This is a genomic window from Citrobacter sp. MNAZ 1397 (assembly GCF_023613995.1).
Classification (GTDB): Bacteria; Pseudomonadota; Gammaproteobacteria; order Enterobacterales; family Enterobacteriaceae; genus Phytobacter; species Phytobacter ursingii.
On record NZ_JAKIVH010000007.1, the window covers coordinates 91,493 to 109,004 of the forward strand.

The 17,512-nt window shown below is 55.0% G+C and carries 16 protein-coding genes; 6 read left to right on the forward strand and 10 right to left on the reverse strand.

The genetic code is table 11. The annotated features are described in order from the left end of the window. Positions 1 to 35: 35 nt before the first annotated feature. A complete protein-coding gene (locus tag L2097_RS23410) occupies positions 36 to 806 on the reverse strand; it encodes a DeoR/GlpR family DNA-binding transcription regulator (RefSeq protein ID WP_047372162.1) in 771 nt (256 codons plus the stop codon). A gap of 105 nt (positions 807 to 911) precedes the next feature. Between L2097_RS23410 and L2097_RS23415 the strand changes: the two genes are divergently transcribed. The 3 genes from L2097_RS23415 (at position 912) to L2097_RS23425 (ending at position 2,432) form a co-directional block, all read left to right on the forward strand. Further along, positions 912 to 1,298: a VOC family protein gene (locus tag L2097_RS23415; protein WP_250353770.1), complete on the forward strand. Its 387-nt coding sequence runs from the start codon at positions 912 to 914 to the stop codon at positions 1,296 to 1,298. Positions 1,299 to 1,458: 160 nt separating this feature from the next. Next, positions 1,459 to 1,935 (forward strand): hypothetical protein, encoded by a 477-nt coding sequence (locus L2097_RS23420; RefSeq protein WP_047372160.1) that lies wholly within the window; start codon positions 1,459 to 1,461, stop codon positions 1,933 to 1,935. Then, a complete protein-coding gene (locus tag L2097_RS23425) occupies positions 1,932 to 2,432 on the forward strand; it encodes a hypothetical protein (protein WP_047372159.1) in 501 nt (166 codons plus the stop codon). Before L2097_RS23420 ends, L2097_RS23425 begins: the two co-directional genes overlap by 4 nt. 76 nt (positions 2,433 to 2,508) lie before the next feature. On the opposite strand, the gene fdhF is transcribed toward L2097_RS23425, so the two are convergent. Next, positions 2,509 to 4,656, reverse strand: coding sequence for a formate dehydrogenase subunit alpha (gene fdhF / locus L2097_RS23430; protein WP_082137092.1), 2,148 nt, complete (start codon positions 4,654 to 4,656; stop codon positions 2,509 to 2,511). A 269-nt stretch (positions 4,657 to 4,925) separates the two neighbouring features. Between fdhF and L2097_RS23435 the strand changes: the two genes are divergently transcribed. After that, positions 4,926 to 5,657, forward strand: coding sequence for a response regulator (locus L2097_RS23435; RefSeq protein ID WP_047372156.1), 732 nt, complete (start codon positions 4,926 to 4,928; stop codon positions 5,655 to 5,657). Positions 5,658 to 5,662: 5 nt separating this feature from the next. On the opposite strand, the gene L2097_RS23440 is transcribed toward L2097_RS23435, so the two are convergent. The 6 genes from L2097_RS23440 to L2097_RS23465 all read right to left on the reverse strand — a co-directional run bounded on the left by L2097_RS23440 (position 5,663) and on the right by L2097_RS23465 (position 11,888). After that, positions 5,663 to 6,670 carry a carbohydrate kinase family protein gene (locus L2097_RS23440; protein WP_139800465.1) on the reverse strand — a complete coding sequence of 336 codons (1,008 nt, stop codon included), beginning with the start codon at positions 6,668 to 6,670 and terminating at the stop codon, positions 5,663 to 5,665. Then, positions 6,667 to 7,527 carry a ketose 1,6-bisphosphate aldolase gene (locus L2097_RS23445; RefSeq protein ID WP_250353771.1) on the reverse strand — a complete coding sequence of 287 codons (861 nt, stop codon included), beginning with the start codon at positions 7,525 to 7,527 and terminating at the stop codon, positions 6,667 to 6,669. Before L2097_RS23445 ends, L2097_RS23440 begins: the two co-directional genes overlap by 4 nt. A 10-nt stretch (positions 7,528 to 7,537) precedes the next feature. Next, positions 7,538 to 8,224 carry a D-lyxose/D-mannose isomerase gene (locus L2097_RS23450; protein WP_047372153.1) on the reverse strand — a complete coding sequence of 229 codons (687 nt, stop codon included), beginning with the start codon at positions 8,222 to 8,224 and terminating at the stop codon, positions 7,538 to 7,540. A gap of 156 nt (positions 8,225 to 8,380) precedes the next feature. After that, complete coding sequence (locus L2097_RS23455; protein WP_103280785.1) at positions 8,381 to 9,322, reverse strand: ABC transporter substrate-binding protein; 942 nt, start codon at positions 9,320 to 9,322, stop codon at positions 8,381 to 8,383. A 39-nt stretch (positions 9,323 to 9,361) separates the two neighbouring features. After that, on the reverse strand, positions 9,362 to 10,372 hold the full coding sequence (locus tag L2097_RS23460) for an ABC transporter permease subunit (RefSeq protein WP_047372151.1): 1,011 nt from the start codon (positions 10,370 to 10,372) through the stop codon (positions 9,362 to 9,364). Then, a complete protein-coding gene (locus L2097_RS23465; RefSeq protein WP_250353772.1) occupies positions 10,365 to 11,888 on the reverse strand; it encodes a sugar ABC transporter ATP-binding protein in 1,524 nt (507 codons plus the stop codon). Before L2097_RS23465 ends, L2097_RS23460 begins: the two co-directional genes overlap by 8 nt. A gap of 305 nt (positions 11,889 to 12,193) precedes the next feature. On the opposite strand from L2097_RS23465, the gene L2097_RS23470 reads away from it, so the two are divergent. After that, positions 12,194 to 14,758, forward strand: a complete 2,565-nt coding sequence (locus tag L2097_RS23470) for an ATP-binding protein (protein WP_250353773.1) — start codon at positions 12,194 to 12,196, stop codon at positions 14,756 to 14,758. 38 nt (positions 14,759 to 14,796) lie between these two features. Here the strand turns inward: L2097_RS23470 and L2097_RS23475 are convergent, their stop codons facing one another. Further along, positions 14,797 to 15,126: a low molecular weight protein tyrosine phosphatase family protein gene (locus L2097_RS23475; protein WP_250353780.1), complete on the reverse strand. Its 330-nt coding sequence runs from the start codon at positions 15,124 to 15,126 to the stop codon at positions 14,797 to 14,799. Next, positions 15,104 to 15,349 (reverse strand): hypothetical protein, encoded by a 246-nt coding sequence (locus L2097_RS23480; protein WP_250353774.1) that lies wholly within the window; start codon positions 15,347 to 15,349, stop codon positions 15,104 to 15,106. The genes L2097_RS23475 and L2097_RS23480 overlap by 23 nt, the downstream gene beginning before the upstream one ends. Positions 15,350 to 15,669: 320 nt before the next feature. Between L2097_RS23480 and L2097_RS23485 the strand changes: the two genes are divergently transcribed. Further along, positions 15,670 to 17,511 carry an ATP-binding protein gene (locus tag L2097_RS23485; RefSeq protein ID WP_085005870.1) on the forward strand — a complete coding sequence of 614 codons (1,842 nt, stop codon included), beginning with the start codon at positions 15,670 to 15,672 and terminating at the stop codon, positions 17,509 to 17,511. Position 17,512: the final 1 nt, after the last annotated feature.

Below are 17,512 nucleotides of genomic sequence, written 5' to 3' on the forward strand. Positions count from 1 at the left end.
ACGCCGCCTTCCGTCCGGGAGGCGGCGCTTTTGTTTCAGGCCGTGATGAGCGTAATGTGATGTTCCTTTAAGACGGTACGCAGTGCATCGCTGATATTCGCCTCAATGACGATCACGTCAAGCGCCTGAGGCCGTGCCACCACATAGCGCGCTACGCCGGGCAGTTTATCTGCCGTCAGGGCGACAACCGTCTGATTACTCTGTTTCAGCACCGCCTTTTTAAATTCGCAGTCGGCGAAATCAAACCCCGTCAACCCAATATCCGGATCCATGGCGCAGCCGCCAATAAACACCTGATCGAATAACATCTCCTGAATCTGTGCCACAGCGCCGCTGCCGACGCATCCTCCGGTGGCCTGATGAATCTGCCCACCGAGGAGAATCACCTCGCTATGCGCGCGTGTCATGAGTTCTACGGCGATTTCAGGGGAGTTGGTCACTGCTGTGATGCGGATCTCCGCGGGCAGCGCTCTGGCGATGGCCAGATTGGTCGTACCGGCATCAATGAAAATACAGGTGTCTGGTTTCACCAGCGCTGCGCATTGCTGCGCGATCTTGTCCTTTTCTGAACTGTTTTTCACTTTTCGGCTGTGAAAATTCCCGGCTTCCGGCAACGGTAATACCGCGCCGCCGTAGACCTTTTTGCATATGCCTGAATTGCTAAGTTCTTGTAAATCCCTGCGAATAGTATGTTCAGATACCTGCATCTGGCTGGCCAGTTCTGCACAGACAACGCGTCCGTTTTCCTGCAAAAGCTGGCGAATACGTGCTTGTCGCTGTTGCGGGAAAGCTGCATAATCGAGCATAAAGCCTCTTTATTGAAATATCATCGAGCAATAATGAGCATAATCCAGCATTCTTAACTGCCTTGTCAACGCTGTCACCGGGCATAACCACGATGGAGATAAAAGATGAAAATTGCACATGTCGCGCTCTGGACACGCAACCTCAATGCGCAAGTCGCTTTCTGGCAGGACGTGTTCGGCGGTCAGAGCAACGAACGCTATCTGAGTAAAAATCGTCCTGGGTTCGCATCGCACTTCATTTCCCTGACCGAGGGGCCAACCATTGAACTGATGGCTTTGCCTGAGCTTGATGATGCGCCAGCTAACCCGGAGTTTGTCGGCTGGGCGCATATCGCGATTACTGTCGGCAGTGTTAAGGATGTGGAAGCGATGGCGCAAAAAGCACAGGCTAACGGGCGTTTACTCAGCCCCGCAAGATGGACCGGCGATGGCTTTTATGAAGCGGTTATTGCCGACCCGGACGGCAATCGCATTGAGTTGGTTGCGGCGTAAAGCCCCTTACAGGTTCCTATAATATCTGTATAGCGCGTGTCGCCCCCCAAATTGCGGGGGCGATTTTTTTATAGCAGATTAAATAATTGTAGCCATAATACTTCTGTCGCGGATATTGGCGCGCGTTTAACGTTTCCCTGATGATAAGGAGAGTTCAGGAATGTCAGACTTTTATCTACACGAAGGCAATCGCTATATTGTGAAAAATCAAAAGGGATTGAAAATAGCCCTTGCGATCGCGTTTGCTGCGTTGGGGGTTTATGCTTATTTCAAACATGAATCATCACTGCGCGGTATTATTGTCGCGCTAGTTTTATTTGCCGTTGCAGGGGTGATGCTGGCAACGCTGCGTATCAAGATGGTATTCGATTTAGATAAGCGCATCTTTTATATCCAGAATGGCGGTGGTAAAACGACGTACAATCAATCGCTGGATAATTTCGCCGGGCTTGAGTTGATTCGTCAGTACCGCTTTTTTGGCCTGATTCGTAACAGTATTGTGAATGTGGTCTTTAACGTTGACGGGAAAACGTCGAAAATGCCGATAAGGCAGTTTGGCCCCGGTCAGAAAGCGCCGCAGGCCATGATGGAAGAGACGGAAACCTTTCTGGGCATCAGCCAGCGGAGAGATGCATGATGCCAGCCTCTATGCTGGTGGAATTGAATGACCGACGTCTGGTATATCGCCCGTGGAAGGTCGGCAGCGCACTGGTATTTGTCATTGCCGGTATTGTCCTGCTGATCGGCACCCTTATTTGGGCGCAAATGAATGGCAGAACATTACAATCAGTCATCGTGTTTCTGCTTTTCGGCGCTATTCTGACGGGCTACGGGCTTATCTACACCCTTAAAAATGCGGAAGTACTCATTTTTGATGTCGCCACCGGGCGAATAACGAAGAAAGCCCCATTCCTCCCGGAAAAACATCTCAGCCGCTTTACTGAGATCTATACAATTTCGCGCGTGGGAGAGATGAGAACATTTCATTATGCCCTGAGCCGTAAGAGCGAGCATGGCGGTGGCGATATTCCCATTTCTGATGACTTCTTAAGTGAAAAGCGTGAACCTGAACGCGTCGCGTTTGAAGAGAATATTTTGCCCGTTATTTCAGCACTGCTCAATTTAAAACCATAATAAATTAATGGTTATGTCATAAATAACAAAATAAAACGGGGTGCGATAATCGCACCCCGTTTTTTGTACGCCACGATTAACCCAGCGCGCTTTCACGCAGGCGCGATTTCAGTTTGTTGTACTCGTCGATCACATACTGCTCGGCAGCATGCTGGTCGGGAATACGTTCCACATTCACCGCACAGTACTTGTACTCCGGCGTTTTGGTAATCGGACTCAGGTTCTCCGTCACCAGTTCGTTGCAGGCACCAATCCACCACTGGTAGGTCATATATACCGCGCCTTTGTTCGGGCGTTCACTGACCTGCGCACGGGTGATAATCCGGCCTTTACGCGAGTTGACCCACACCAGCGCTTCATCTTCAATACCGAGGCGCGCGGCATCGGCGGTGTTGATTTGCGCGTAGCCAGGTTCATCCGCCAGGGCCGAGAGCGCCGCACAGTTGCCGGTCATCGAACGGCAAGAGTAGTGGCCCACTTCACGTACGGTGGAGAGCACCATCGGATACTCGTCAGTGAGTTTATCGATAGGTGCGACCCAGTCGCAGGTGAAGAATTTCGCCAGCCCGGTATCGGTGTCGAACTTCTCTTTAAAGAGATACGACGTCCCTTGATCGGCATCCGATGTGTCACGACACGGCCACTGGATGTAGCCCAGCTCACCCATTTTCTCATAGGTGGCGCCGTAGAAATCCGGGCAGAGATGACGTAACTCATCCCAGATTTCCTGCGTGTTGTTGTAATGCATCGGGTAGCCCATACGGGTGGCTATCTCACTGATAATCTGCCAGTCCGTTTTCAGATCCCACTTCGGTTCCACCGCTTTAAAGAAGCGCTGGAAGCCACGGTCAGCCGCCGTGAACACACCTTCGTGCTCGCCCCAGGAGGTGGATGGCAATATGACGTCCGCCGCCGACGCGGTTTTGGTCATAAAGATATCCTGCACGATGACCAGTTCCAGATCCTCAAACGCCTTGCGCACGGCGGAGAGCTCTGCATCGGTCTGCAGCGGATCTTCCCCCATGATGTAGGCGGCGCGCACTTCACCATGCGCCGCGCGGTGCGGCAGTTCGCTGATGCGATAGCCGGTATGCGCAGGCAGGTCCGTAACGCCCCAGGCTTTCGCGAATTTATCGCGGTGAGCCTGTTCTTTGACGAACTGGTAGCCGGGGAACGTATCCGGCAGCGCACCCATATCGCAGGCGCCCTGGACGTTGTTCTGCCCGCGTACCGGGTTCACCCCAACATGCGGTTTGCCCAGATTACCCGTCAGCATGGCGAGACTGGTCAGTGAACGCACCGTCTCCACGCCCTGATAGAACTGGGTTACGCCCATGCCCCACAGAATCGTGGCGTTTTTCGCACCGGCATACATACGGGCAGCTTTACGAATATCCGCCGCGCGCACGCCCGTTACCTCTTCCACCGACTCTGGCGTATAGCCTTCGACGATTTTTTTGTACTCTTCAAAACCCTGGGTACGCGAGGCGACAAACGCCTGGTCATACAGGTTTTCTTCAATAATCACATGCCCGAACGCATTTAACAGCGCGATATTCGAGCCGTTTTTCAATGCAACGTGCATATCAGCAATACGCGCAGTTTCGATTTTACGCGGATCGCAGACGATGATTTTGGCCCCGTTCTGTTTCGCCCGAATGACGTGGTTAGCCACGATAGGGTGCGAATCCGCCGGGTTATAGCCAAAGATAAACACGAGATCCGTGTTATCAATTTCGTTAATGGCATTACTCATTGCGCCATTGCCGACCGACTGGTGCAGACCTGCAACCGATGGGCCGTGTCAGACGCGTGCGCAGCAGTCCACGTTATTGGTACCAATAACGGCGCGCGCAAATTTTTGCATAATGTAGTTGGTTTCGTTCCCCGTACCACGGGACGAGCCGGTTGTCTGAATCGCATCCGGGCCATACTTCTCTTTAATGGCGCTCAGGCGAGTGGCAACGTAATCCAGGGCTTCATCCCAGGAGACGGCTTCCAGTTTGCCGCCACGCTGGCGACGGATCATTGGGGTTTTCAGACGAGGCGTAAGGATTTGTGTATCATTAATAAAATCCCAGCCATAGTAGCCTTTCAGACACAGGGTACCCTGGTTGGTCTTTCCTTGCGCAGCCTCCGCCCGAACGATTTTTCCGTTATCCACCACCAGGTTAATCTTGCAACCTGAGGCGCAATACGGACAAACCGTGACGACTTTTTTCATCGCTATCGCTCCAGTTAAGAAAGATCGCGCTTTGCGCGCTCACTCGACCCATTATGCATCTTTTATGCCATGCTTCTTTTGTGGGTATTGCCTGATTTTACGTCTGAATTTTGGTCAAAATACTGACGAAGGGCAGGCCATCGTCAAATTTGACGTGTCGAAGACGAGGGGATGTGACCGCGATTATAAAAACAGCATTAATTCACTGCCTTTATGGTTGCGCCAAATAAAATAAAGCAACGAGTCACTTTTCCTGACGGATGCGGACAATGAAACCTGCAATTCTGGTAGTGGATGACGATTTGGCGGTCTGCGAGCTGCTCAGGGACGTGTTGAGCGAGCATGTCTTTACGGTACATGTGTGCCATAACGGACTGGATGCGATTGCCACTACGGCGCGGCATCCTGAGATTGCGCTGGTGCTACTCGACATGGTTCTGCCTGACATCAACGGCCTGATGGTGCTTACCCAACTGCAGAAACAACGTCCTGAGCTGCCGGTGATTATGCTCACGGGGCTGGGTAGCGAATCGGATGTCGTGGTGGGGCTGGAAATGGGGGCCGATGATTATATCGGCAAACCCTTTACCCCACGCGTGCTGGTGGCGCGGGTGAAGGCGGTGATGCGTCGCACGGGGGTGCTGGCGGCAGATGTGCAGACGGTGAAAATGGCCGGCTACGCCTTCAATGGCTGGCACCTTGATCCCGCACGCTGCCAGCTCAGCGACCCCCGTCAGCAAACCGTCGATTTAACCCAGGGGGAATACAGTTTGCTGCTGGCGCTGGTACAAAACGCGCGGCGGGTGCTGAGTCGTGAGCAACTGCTGGAGCTGACCCACAGCGAGAGCATTGAGGTGTTCGACCGCACCATCGATGTGTTGATCATGCGCCTGCGCCGTAAAATTGAGATCAATCCACATCAACCCGCGTTAATCAAAACGATACGCGGGCTGGGCTATGTGTTTGCGGCGGATGTCATACACAGCGAGCAGGCGGCATAGCGGCGCTACGGCGTGCTGTCGATCTCTTGTTTTAATTCTTCCAGCGATTTCGCCCCGTCAATGGCGTTCGCGCAGAGCAGGCTGGCGCGGGCGCAGGCATGAGCCAGTTGAATGCTTTGCGCCAGCGGCCAGCGCTCGTGGCAACCGTAGAGCAGTCCGGCGCAAAACGCGTCTCCCGCGCCCACGCTACCGATAATTTCCTCCTGCGCGAGCATCTGTGTCGCTATCCACTGCCCCTCGCGGCCAGGTTCCTCGCCCCATGCCCCTTCCGGGCAGTGGATCACCACGCGCTGGCGTACCCCTGCGGCGAGTAGCTGCGAGGCGGCCGTGGCGATGTTGGCGATATGCGGCGAATCGTCAGGCAGCCGCATTTCCAGCCCGCTAAATTCCCCTGCCTCCATCTCATTGATAACCAGATAATCCAGATGCGGCAGACAAGGCATCACCAGCGGCTGATAACGCGGGTCGCCCTTACGGGAGACCAGATCGAGCGATGTTTCGTAGCCCTGTTCGCGCATCTGCGCCAGCAGGCGGGCGCTGCGGGTACCAAACTCCTCATCCGGCAGGTCAAGGCTGTCGAGCAGCAACAGATAGCCGAGATGGAAGATTTTCATGGTCGGGTCCAGGCTGCCGAATGCCGGAAGATCCAGAAGACGGTTGGCGCCGGGGGAGTGGAAGAAGGTGCGTTGCCCGGTTGGATCGGTCATGACCTGCGACATAGACGTCGGGGCTGAATTGGTGCGCTGCACATGCTGACGATTGACATGATACTGGTCGAGCATCGCCATAATATAATCACCGTCGCTGTCTTCGCCCACCAGTCCCACCGCCTGTAGCGGCATGCCCGTGCGCATTTTGGCCAGTGTCAGCAGGACATTGAGCGGCGCTCCGCCGGTTGAACGCTCGCTTTGCGTGATCTCAGCTAACCAGCCACGCTCCGGCCATTGCACTATCTGGTGTACGTGATCGACCAGCATATTTCCGGCGGCGATAACGCCTTTTCGTTCCATCAGAGTTGCCCCGCGCTGCCAAAGATGCGCATCTGCCCGGCAACGGTGTCGGTGATGGCCTGTTCCACGCTCAGCAAGAGCTGGGCGAATTCGTCGTAGATGGGCTGGCGGTTGGCCATGCGTGTTTCAATGGCGTCCAGCGCCGCTTGCGACATCCCGGTATAGAAATTGATTTTATGGATGCCAAGCCCGATAGCACGGCGGAAATCCGCGTCACTGATGCCGGACCCGCCATGGAGCACCAGCGGCAGGCCGGTTTGCTGGCGAATCGCTTCCAGGCGAGCAAAGTCGAGCTTCGGCTCCCCTTTGTATTTGCCATGGGCGTTACCAATGGCGACGGCGAGGGTGTCGATCCCCGTGCGGTCGACAAAGTCACGCGCTTTGGCCGGGTCGGTAAACCAGGCTTCATCCGCGTGACCGTACAACGCGCCGCCTTCATCGCCGCCAACGGCGCCGAGTTCTGCCTCGACCGAGACGCCCACCGCATGGCACATCTTCACCACTTCCCGGGTCTGGCGAATATTCTCTTCGTATTCCAGCGTAGAGCCATCAAACATCACCGAGGTAAAACCCAGCCTTAACGCGCGCACCACGGATTCAAAATGCAGACCGTGATCGAGGTTAAGTACCACCGGGATATCATGATGGGCGGCCTCGTATTTCACCGCTTCCACCAGCGATTCGAGGGAGACATATTTGAAATGCACCTCGGCGATATTGATGATAAAGGGCGATCGCTCCTGTTTCGCCGCCGCAAACAGCGCGCGTAAAAAGTGGGAGTCGAGCACGTTGAAGGCGCCCAACGCATACTGATGTTCACGGGCGTGCGCCAAACCCTGGGCAAGCGAAATCAAAGCCATCGTATTCTCCTTAGCTCAGAAACAGACCATATTCGTTACACAGCACCAGCTGCGCGGGTTCGTCTTCCAGAATGTCGTTAAAGCGATCCACCGGGTGCAGGAAGTGGTTGTCGTGTTCGTCATCGTTGACTGACGACACTTCGCCGACCAGCACATCGCCGAAACCAGACTCACCCCAAAAGCTGTGATACAGACCGGGCGGCAGGCAAATGCTTTCCCCTGGTGAGAGGCGTAACTGGCTGCCCGCAGAATGTGTCTGGATACAACCGTCAATCACCACACTCACGTCGGTATACATCGTCTCTTCATGCGCACCGGCGTTCCATAGCTCGATAATCAGATTTCCGCCGCCGCGATTAATAATGTCTTCGCGTTTGCGCCAGTGAAAATGCATGGGCGTTACCTGCCCGTCGCGCACGTGCATGATTTTTTCCGCATAGCATTTGGCGTAAGGGGTGCCATTAGGAGAACCGTTGCGCAGGGTGAAAAGGGTGAGCCCCTGGGTGTAAAAATTGTCACCGCCGAAAGCGGTGACATCCCAACCCAGCTTTAAGTCGAAGACTTCGCGCCAGCTGTCGTGATCAAGCTGTTGCCATTTGGTGGGGGGAAAGCTGGCGAAAGGCGGCAAGTGGATGTCGTGCATGGAAAAAAACTGCCGGGTATGGCCGAGGATCTCATTGATTTCGGAGCGTTTCATGGCGATCTCCCAGAGTCTACAGAAAACCCCCTCACCCCGGCCCTCTCCCTCAAGGGAGAGGGAGAAAACCGTACCAGACCGTGAAAAAGGAGTCAGGAACACATTCCCTCTCCCAGTGGGAGAGGGTTAGGGTGAGGGCATCAGGCGGCACAAACCTTATTTAACCGTCCAGCCCTTATAGGTGCCGACGTTTTTCTTGTCGATCATCGTCACCGGGATCAACACAGGCTCTTTCGGTGCGGGTTTCCCCTGAAGAATGTCATAACCGATTTCCACCGCTTTTGCCGCCATCACCTGGGGATCTTGCGCTGGCGTCGCGACAAACAGCGAGTTCTCGCGTTTCAGCGCCTCTTCACCGTCCGGGCTGCCGTCGACGCCTACGATAAAGAACTCGTTACGCTGTGCCTGTTTAGCGGCCAGATCGGCGCCGATCGCGGTCGGATCGTTAATCGCAAATACGCCGTCGATCTTCGGATTGGCGGCCAGCAGCGAGGTCATGACTTCCAGCCCCCCTTCGCGGCTGCCTTTGGCGTTCTGGTTAGACGACAGCACTTTGATATCCGGGTGGCGCTTGAATTCGGTCTGGCAGCCTTCCACACGGTTTTGTACCGCAGAGACCGGTGGTCCGTTGATGATGACCACATTGCCTTTGCCTTTCAGACGGTCGGTAATGTACTTACAGGCCATTTCCCCGGCCTGGGTGTTATCCGAGGTAATGGTGGCATCAGCCCCTTCCGCCGCAACGTCAACCGCGACGACCACGATACCGGCATCTTTCGCGCGTTTTACGGCAGGCCCAATGCCTTTCGAATCAGCGGCGTTGAGGATAATCATGTCCACTTTGGCGGCGATAAAGTTATCGATCTGCGCTACCTGTTGACCAAGGTCGTAGCCGCTGGAAACCAGCGTCACTTTTACCTTGTCGCCCGCCAGTTTACGCGCTTCCAGCTCCGCCCCTTTGGTGATTTGCACGAAGAACGGGTTGGCAAGATCGCCTACCGTTACCCCGATCGATTTCAGTTCTTTCGCCTGCGCAAATGGCGCTGCGGCAAGCAGCGCGCCAGCACAGAGCGCGGTTACTAACGGCTTCAAACGCATAGTCTTTCCTCACGTAGGGTTTTCAGGGAAATCTTGTTGTTATGCACTTTGATGATGTCGGGTACGGTACTTGTCTATCAGCACTGCAATGATGATCACCGCCCCTTTGATCACCAGTTGCCAGAAGTAAGAAACGCCCATCAATGTCATACCATTGTTCAGGGTGGCGATAATTAACGCCCCGACCAGCGTACCGGTGATGGTGCCGATGCCGCCGACGAAACTGGTGCCGCCGAGAATGACCGCCGCGATGGCGTCAAGCTCATAGCCCATGCCAAGGTTGCCGTTGGCGCTGTACAGACGTGACGCGCTCATCACTCCGCCAAGCCCCGAGAGCAGGCCGCTCATGCCATAAACGAACAGCAATACCAGCCACACTTTGATACCGGTAAGACGGGCCGCCTGCATATTGCCGCCGACGGCATAAATGTGAACGCCAAGGGTGGTGCGACGCAGGATGAACCAGCACACCACAATCACAGCCAGCGCAATGACCACCAGCCACGGAATGGGGCCGAGGTAGTTATTGCCGATCCACTCGAACCCGATACTGGAGTTGATGACCGTGGTGCCGTCCGCCAGCAGATAAGCTGCGCCACGTAGCGCCGTATAGGTGCCAAGCGTGACGATAAACGGGGGAAGCCCGGCGAAAGCGACCAGTATGCCGTTAAACAACCCCAGCACCAGACCAAGCATCAGCGCCGCAGGCACGGAGAGGAAGGCCAGTTGCGGGATCAACGACACCACCATCGCCGCCACCGCCGTTGTGCCGAGGATGGAACCGACGGACAGGTCAATGCCGCCGGTCAGAATGATGAAGGTCATCCCTGCCGCGAGCACGATATTGATCGAGGCCTGACGGGTGATATTCAGCAGGTTACTTTCTGTAAAAAAGTTAGGTGCAATAAAGCCAAATACAGCAACGATCAGGATCAAGATTGGCAAGATGCCGACCGTTTGCATCAGATCGCCCATCAGCATTTTTTTCGCCGAGGCCGATTTCGCCACCTGTTGCGGCGTGGGGACAGAGGTCTCTTTCGATTCAGTCATGGTGTACCGCCTGGTGATGGGATTCGTTCATACCGGTCGCAAGCTGCATGATGTTTTCCTGGGTGATACGCTCGCCTTCCAGCTCGCCGGCGATGCTGCCTTCATGCATCACATACACGCGGTCGCTCATGCCGACCACTTCCGGTAGCTCGCTGGAAATCATTAGGATGGCCACCCCTTTGTGTGCCATCTGGCTCATGATGCGATAGATTTCGCTCTTGGCGCCGACATCGACGCCGCGTGTTGGCTCATCGAGGATCAGGATCCGCGGCCCGATGGCGACCCAGCGGGATATCAGCAGCTTTTGCTGATTGCCGCCGGAAAGACCGCCCGCCCGCACCTGTGAATGAGGGACGCGGATATTGAGTAACTTGATGGCGTCATCGGAGATGGACTGCGCTTTTTTTCGATCGAGCAGACCGTAACTGGCGTCGCGCTCAATGGTCGCCATCGTGATGTTTTCCTGCGCGGCCAGCTCCAGAAACAGCCCTTGTTCTTTGCGGTTTTCGGTAAGGAATCCGATGCCTAAATCAATGGCGGCTCGGGGGGAGTGGATCACTACCGGTTCGCCATCGATTTCAATCACTCCGCCGGTGGCTTTACGCACGCCAAAAATCAGTTGTGCGAGTTCTGAACGACCTGCGCCGACCAGTCCGGCAAGGCCGACGATCTCTCCGGCGCGTACCTGCAGGCTGGCCGGCTGGATTTTTTTGCCGTCGGTGAGGTGATGAATGTTGAGACGGACGTCGCCCCGTGGAATATCGCGTTCTTTATTAAAGAGATCGCTGAGCGGGCGGCCCACCATCATACGTACCAGCTCTGAGGCGTTGAGTTTGTCGCGGGTCAGGCTACCGACATACTGACCGTCACGCAGGACGCTGACCCGGTCGGAGAGCTCATACACTTCTGCCATGCGGTGGCTGATATAGATGATTGCCATCCCTTCATCGCGCAGGCGCATGATCAGTTCAAACAGGCGGTGTGTTTCACGGGAGGAGAGGGCGGCGGTGGGTTCGTCCATCACCAGAATACGGCTGTTACGGTGCAGGGCGCGGGCGATTTCGACCTGCTGCTGTTCGGCGATGGTGAGTTTCATCACCAGGTCGCTGGCTTTGAACTGGGCGCCGAGGCGGTCAATCACGCTTTGCGCCTGAGCGACCATATCCCGACGCTGAATCAGCCCGCCGCGGGAAATCTCACTGCCGAGAAAGATATTTTCGGCGACGGTCAGATTAGGGGCTAACTGCATCTCCTGATATATCAACGTGATGCCAGCCGCCAGCGCGTCTTTTGGCCCTTTGATATTGAACGGCTGTCCGTCAATCAATATCTCGCCGCTGGTGGCGGTGTATGCCCCCGCGAGGATCTTCATTAGGGTGCTTTTACCGGCGCCGTTTTCCCCCATCAGCGCGTGGATTTCGCCAGGATATACCGTCAGATCCACCCCTTTCAGCGCATAAAACTTGCCAAATACTTTGGCAATATTGCGCATCTCCAGAACGGGCGTCTTGCTCATGGCTTGCTCCTGCAAGGGTTTCGATTGCGCCAGTCCATCACGGCAAAATAAATGCAGAATGTCATTGGGCATTCATATTTGTCATATTGCTGAATAGTTAACGAAGATCACAGTTACGCAACATGACTTCCTTCACCCTCACCCTCACCCCAGCCCTCTCCCTGGAAGGGAGAGGGGGAACGCCAGGACCACACCCCCCACGTTTCTGCGCTTTGGGAGAGAAACCCCAGCCCGCACCGAACAGTCCCCTCGCTCCTTTGGGGAGAGGGTTAGGGTGAGGGGAGAAACTGACAACGGAGCCCGCTATGCCCTATCGGCACAACTCGTTTTTCGCCAGCGCGCGCGGGCGGTTACTGTTCTTCAATTTGTTGGTGATGACCGTGACTCTGATGGTTTGCGGCGTTGCCGTATTGGGGTTTCGCCATGCCAGCCAAATCCAGGAACAGGTGCAGCAACAGACGCTGGACGACATGACCGGCAGCATGAACCTTGCGCGTGATACGGCGAATGTCGCCACGGCGGCAGTGCGCCTTTCTCAGGTCGTGGGGGCGCTGGAATATAAAAGCGAAGCGGAACGGCTTAAGGCGACCCAGATGGCGCTGCAAAAATCGTTGGAGCAACTGGCCCGTGCGCCGCTGGCCCAACTGGAACCGCAACTGGTGGAGCGCATTACCTGGCGCAGCAATGAACTCGAACAGAGCGTGACGCAGATGCTGGAGCGTGGTCAACGTCGCCATCTTGAACGTAATGCGCTACTCAGTTCGCTGTATCAGAACCAAAGTTATCTGCGCCATTTGCAGGAGATAAACCTGCGTGATGGCATCGCCATCGGCGATCCCCGTTTACTCGGCGAAATGGATCGGCTGCTTGCCGCCGCTATTCGTACTCCCTCGCCGCGCCCGACGATACAGCAACTGACGGAAATACGCGCGCAGTTGCCAGACCGCACCGACAACCCGGTAGTGAACGGTATCCTGCAGGATTTCAGCAATGAACTGGCAAAGCTCGGTCCTCTGGCGGCGCAACTGGATGACAGCGATCTGGCGATAAGCTGGTTTATGTTTCATATCAAAGCGCTGGTCGCCATTCTGAATACCGATATCAATCAGTACGTTGCTCAGGTTGCGCAGGCCTCTGAGCAGCGGACCGCGCAAAGCCACAGTGAAATGCGCTCGATTATTATCTTTATCAGCGCCTTTGCTCTGCTGGCGCTGGTGATTACCGGGTTTGCCGGCTGGTATATCTACCGTAATCTGGGGTCGAATTTAACGGCGATCTCCCGGGCGATGTCCCGTCTGGCTCGCGGTGAGCCGGATGTTCCCGTTCCGGCGCTGCAACGGCGCGATGAACTGGGCGAACTGGCGCGGGCCTTTAACGTCTTTGCCCGCAATACCGCCTCGCTGGAACACACCTCAAAGTTGCTCAAAGAGAAGAGCACCCAACTGGAAACGACCTTCCATGCCATGCGCGACGGCTTTGCCCTGTTTGACAGCCAGGGCTGTCTGGTGGTGTGGAACCCGCAGTACCCGCTGTTGCTTGGCCTCTCTGCCGATGCGCTGCAACGTGGTCAGCACTATCAGGGCTTGCTGCGTCAGGTGAGTGAGCTGCCGGACCATGTGCAGGAGAACCTCGCGCGACCGATGCCAAAACCGCAGGAGCTTCGCCTGGCGGATAACCGCACCATTGAACTGCGATTTAGCCCGGTACCTGGGCGCGGGATGGTCAACGTCGTGCTGGACAGAACCGAGCGCAAGGGGCTGGAAGAGGCGCTGTTGCACAGCCAGAAAATGAAAGCCGTCGGTCAGCTTACGGGCGGGCTGGCGCATGATTTTAATAACTTACTGGCGGTCATTATCGGGAGCCTTGAGCTGGTGAACCCGCAATCGCCGGATGCACCGCGTATCTCCCGCGCGCTAAAAGCGGCTGAGCGCGGAGCGATGCTGACCCAGCGTTTGCTGGCCTTCTCGCGCAAGCAATCTCTGCACCCCCATGCCGTGGAGATGCAGCCGCTGCTGGAAAACTTAAGCGAACTGATGCGTCATTCTCTCCCTGCCACGCTGACGCTGGAAATTGAAGCTCAGCAACCCGCCTGGCCTGCATGGATAGACGTTGGCCAACTGGAAAATGCCATCATCAATCTGGTGATGAATGCGCGGGATGCGATGGAAGGACAGAAAGGAACGATCAAGATCCGTACCTGGAATCAGCGCGTCACGCGTAGCGACGGACGCAGGCAGGATATGGTTGCGCTGGAAGTGATCGATCGCGGTTGCGGCATGTCGCAAGACGTGAAGGCACGCGTTTTCGAGCCATTCTTCACCACCAAGCAGACCGGCAGCGGCAGCGGCCTGGGGCTGTCGATGGTATACGGCTTTGTGCGCCAGTCCGGTGGGCGAGTGGCTATTGATAGCGCGCCAGGGCAGGGAACCACAGTGCGTTTACAACTTCCACGCGCGTCGGTGCAGGCCGTGAGCCCGGTTGAGCCGTTACCGGCACAGGAAGCTGACCGTACGGATAAATTAATCCTGGTGCTGGAAGATGAGGCGGATGTACGACAGACCCTTTGTGAACAGTTACATGGGCTGGGGTACTTAACGCTGGAGGCGGAGTGCGGCGAACAGGCGCTGGCGTTGCTGGCTGCGTCCGAGGATATTGGCATGCTGATCAGCGACCTGATGCTGCCGGGGCAGATGAGCGGCGCAGAGGTGATTAATTATGCCCGTCAGCACTATCCGCATTTGCCGCTGTTACTGATTAGCGGCCAGGATTTACGTCCGGTACATAATCCTGCGCTACCGGACGTTGAACTGCTGCGAAAACCCTTTACCCGTGTGCAACTGGCGCAGGCGCTGCGACGGATTGCGGCGTAAAGCGGCTGCGGGCATTGACGCACCCCTGAACACTGAGACTATGGGGCGAGGCCAAGTACCGGAGGAACGATCTCTTCGAGCAGCGCGATCAATGCAGGCGCCATGTAGCGGTAGTCATCAGGGATGTCGAGAACGTGAAGCGGCTTGTTGCCGATGATGCGGCGAAAGTCGGCCATTAACCGGTTTTTATGTTTCTGTTCCATCACGCAAATAACATCCGCCCACTGAAGCCATTCGGCAGAAACCGGTTTTTTGGCATTACGGCTGGTGCCTGCGGAGCGGACATTAAGCCCGGCATAACGGCGGAACACCTGTTCCGCCGTGGGGCTGCGCCATTGATTGCGGCTACAAATGAAAAGGACATTCATTGGCAAGCAGATACTCTTCCAGGCCACGCTTCGTCCGTTGTCGACGGGTTATCCGTGGATACTCCATTCCCAGTTGTGCGGCCCGCGAGACTTTTTCAGAACGCAGGTACAGCATCTTCCAGTTTTTTTCGCCACGAAAACGCAAACGCGCGGTGTGAACATCACGGGATTTCTTGCGCCGCTTTTGGGCGAGGCGCCAGTCCCGGCTATGGGGTTTTTCCATTGTATTTTCTCTCACAGATTGATCGGGTTCAGCAGCCGCGATAATACGGAGAGAGTGAACAGCGAAATTCTATTCCATTTCGTTATGGTATGCGACAGCAATTAATAACCTTGTCATCTCATTGATATATGTTGCGTCACGTTACAGGAAGAACAGTATCTTCCGTAATAATTCATATTCTATTAATCAACATTCTTTAAGATTTTATCTGCTTATTCTTCCTGACCGAAAATAATAATATGGAGTCGCGAATTTTTTGTAGCTGCACCTATACTTATCTGTCTGCAATGTAATTGAAAAATCAGAGATCTGAAAAAATTATGGATAATAAGATCGTCGCTATTGAGCAGCATGATACCGCGGTAAACCTGCATGGCCTTATGCAGGTGTTAAGTAAACACCTTTACTCCACGCCCATCGTCGCGTTACGTGAGCTGGTGCAAAATGCGCATGATGCGATAGTCCGGCGCAGGCTGGAGGACGTTACTTCTGCCTTCACGCCTGAAATTCGGGTGACCGGAAACCCGCAGAATAAAACGATTACGATTTCTGACTCGGGCGCGGGTCTGACAAAACAGGAAATCCATGAATTCCTGGCAACGGTCGGAATAGGCTATACGCGGCAATTGCGTCAGGAGGATGATGACACCGGTCTCATTGGTATGTTCGGCCTGGGTTTCTTATCGTCATTCGTGCTGGCACGGCAGGTTACTGTCCATACCACCTCCTGGAAAACGCCTCAGGAAGGGTGGGTTTATCGTTCAGATAACGGGGAAACGTACCGAATCGAATCTGCCTTCCCCAGGGAGCCAGGCTTTACGGTCACCCTCAGCCTTAAAGACGAGTTCAGCTATCTTGCGGATAATCCGTTGCTGGAAACGTTGCTTGGCCGCTATTGCGTGTTAATGCGTGAACCGCTGTTTGTGGGTCAATCGGAAACGGCGGTCAACCATCTTTCACCCCCCTGGCGCCGGGACCACGACTCGCCGGTCGTCCTCCATCCCGGGCTTCGGCAGAAGCAGAATATTGAGTTTGCCAGCCGTTTTGAACGTACTTTTACCCCTATTTGCACCATTGATATCACCCCTTCTGGCAAAAGCGATGTGGTCGGCATTCTCTGGATTCAGGATGGCGCGACCTACGGCACCAGCGATAACCGCAATCTGTCGCTCTTTTTGCGCGGCATGCTGCTCGACGATCAGGCGCACGATCTGTTGCCGCTGTGGGCTGGTTTTGTAGGCGGTGTCGTAGAGTCCAACATCCTGACGCCTACGGCGAATCGGGAAGATTTACAGCGTGATGACGCCTATTTCGCCACACAGCATGCGTTAGCCGAGGGGTTAATTAAAGGTCTGGGCGAGCTGGCAAAAAATCAGCCGGCTATCTGGCGGCGTGTGCTGCTGCGTCATAATGAAGCCTTGTTAGGCGCAGCGATTTGCGATGAAAGGTTGTTTGATCTGCTCAAAGATGATCTGCTCATCCCGACCTCAAAAGGGGAGATTCCGGTCAGCCATCTGCGCCAGCAAAATACGCTACTGGTGATGCCGGGAGAAGAGAGCTCCTTCGAGGAGATGTTATTTCGTCTTTCCGGGCGCCCCGTTGCGCTGGGGCATCGCTATGCCGTTATACCGTTTCTTCGCCGTTGGGCAACGCTCTATTCAGCGCGATTGATTGAAATTGGCACCTCGGGCGGTAATCAATCATTGTTCTCCTGTCATGAAATTAGTCAGCAAGAAGAACAGTGGTGGCGCGAGCAACTGGCTGACGATGAAGAGTGTGTTATTTCACGCTTTGAGCCCGCGGTGCTCCCTTTTGTGGTGGTGCCGAATCGCGAAGTCGAATTGAAACAGCGACTGGAACAAGATGATGCCGATCGACGAATGAGCACTGCGGCACTGATGCTGGCACGGCAGTTTACTCAACGGATCAGCGAGCAGTCCGATAAACAGCTCTATATTAATTTTAATAATCCGGCCATTAAGGCGCTTTCTGCTTCCTGGCAAAACGGGAAGCACACTGATGTTGCCTGTCAGTTATTGAAAAGCCTGAAGGTCATTTTATCTTTTCAGCTGCAACGTTCGGGACCCAATGATTTTCATCAGGCGCTGGATAATATTAACCAGATAATAATGACTCAATTTCTTGCACATAAAGGGGAATAAT

What these genes read in the sequence shown, in the direction of transcription:
- L2097_RS23425 (WP_047372159.1), top strand. Translation starts at nt 1,932, where the DNA reads ATGATGCCAGCCTCTATGCTGGTGGAATTGAATGACCGACGTCTGGTA.
- L2097_RS23435 (WP_047372156.1), top strand. Translation starts at nt 4,926, where the DNA reads ATGAAACCTGCAATTCTGGTAGTGGATGACGATTTGGCGGTCTGCGAG.
- L2097_RS23450 (WP_047372153.1), bottom strand. Translation starts at nt 8,224, where the DNA reads ATGAAACGCTCCGAAATCAATGAGATCCTCGGCCATACCCGGCAGTTT.
- L2097_RS23455 (WP_103280785.1), bottom strand. Translation starts at nt 9,322, where the DNA reads ATGCGTTTGAAGCCGTTAGTAACCGCGCTCTGTGCTGGCGCGCTGCTT.
- L2097_RS23475 (WP_250353780.1), bottom strand. Translation starts at nt 15,126, where the DNA reads ATGAATGTCCTTTTCATTTGTAGCCGCAATCAATGGCGCAGCCCCACG.
- L2097_RS23410 (WP_047372162.1), bottom strand. Translation starts at nt 806, where the DNA reads ATGCTCGATTATGCAGCTTTCCCGCAACAGCGACAAGCACGTATTCGC.
- L2097_RS23465 (WP_250353772.1), bottom strand. Translation starts at nt 11,888, where the DNA reads ATGAGCAAGACGCCCGTTCTGGAGATGCGCAATATTGCCAAAGTATTT.
- L2097_RS23470 (WP_250353773.1), top strand. Translation starts at nt 12,194, where the DNA reads ATGCCCTATCGGCACAACTCGTTTTTCGCCAGCGCGCGCGGGCGGTTA.
- L2097_RS23445 (WP_250353771.1), bottom strand. Translation starts at nt 7,527, where the DNA reads ATGGCTTTGATTTCGCTTGCCCAGGGTTTGGCGCACGCCCGTGAACAT.
- L2097_RS23460 (WP_047372151.1), bottom strand. Translation starts at nt 10,372, where the DNA reads ATGACTGAATCGAAAGAGACCTCTGTCCCCACGCCGCAACAGGTGGCG.
- L2097_RS23480 (WP_250353774.1), bottom strand. Translation starts at nt 15,349, where the DNA reads ATGGAAAAACCCCATAGCCGGGACTGGCGCCTCGCCCAAAAGCGGCGC.
- L2097_RS23485 (WP_085005870.1), top strand. Translation starts at nt 15,670, where the DNA reads ATGGATAATAAGATCGTCGCTATTGAGCAGCATGATACCGCGGTAAAC.
- L2097_RS23415 (WP_250353770.1), top strand. Translation starts at nt 912, where the DNA reads ATGAAAATTGCACATGTCGCGCTCTGGACACGCAACCTCAATGCGCAA.
- L2097_RS23420 (WP_047372160.1), top strand. Translation starts at nt 1,459, where the DNA reads ATGTCAGACTTTTATCTACACGAAGGCAATCGCTATATTGTGAAAAAT.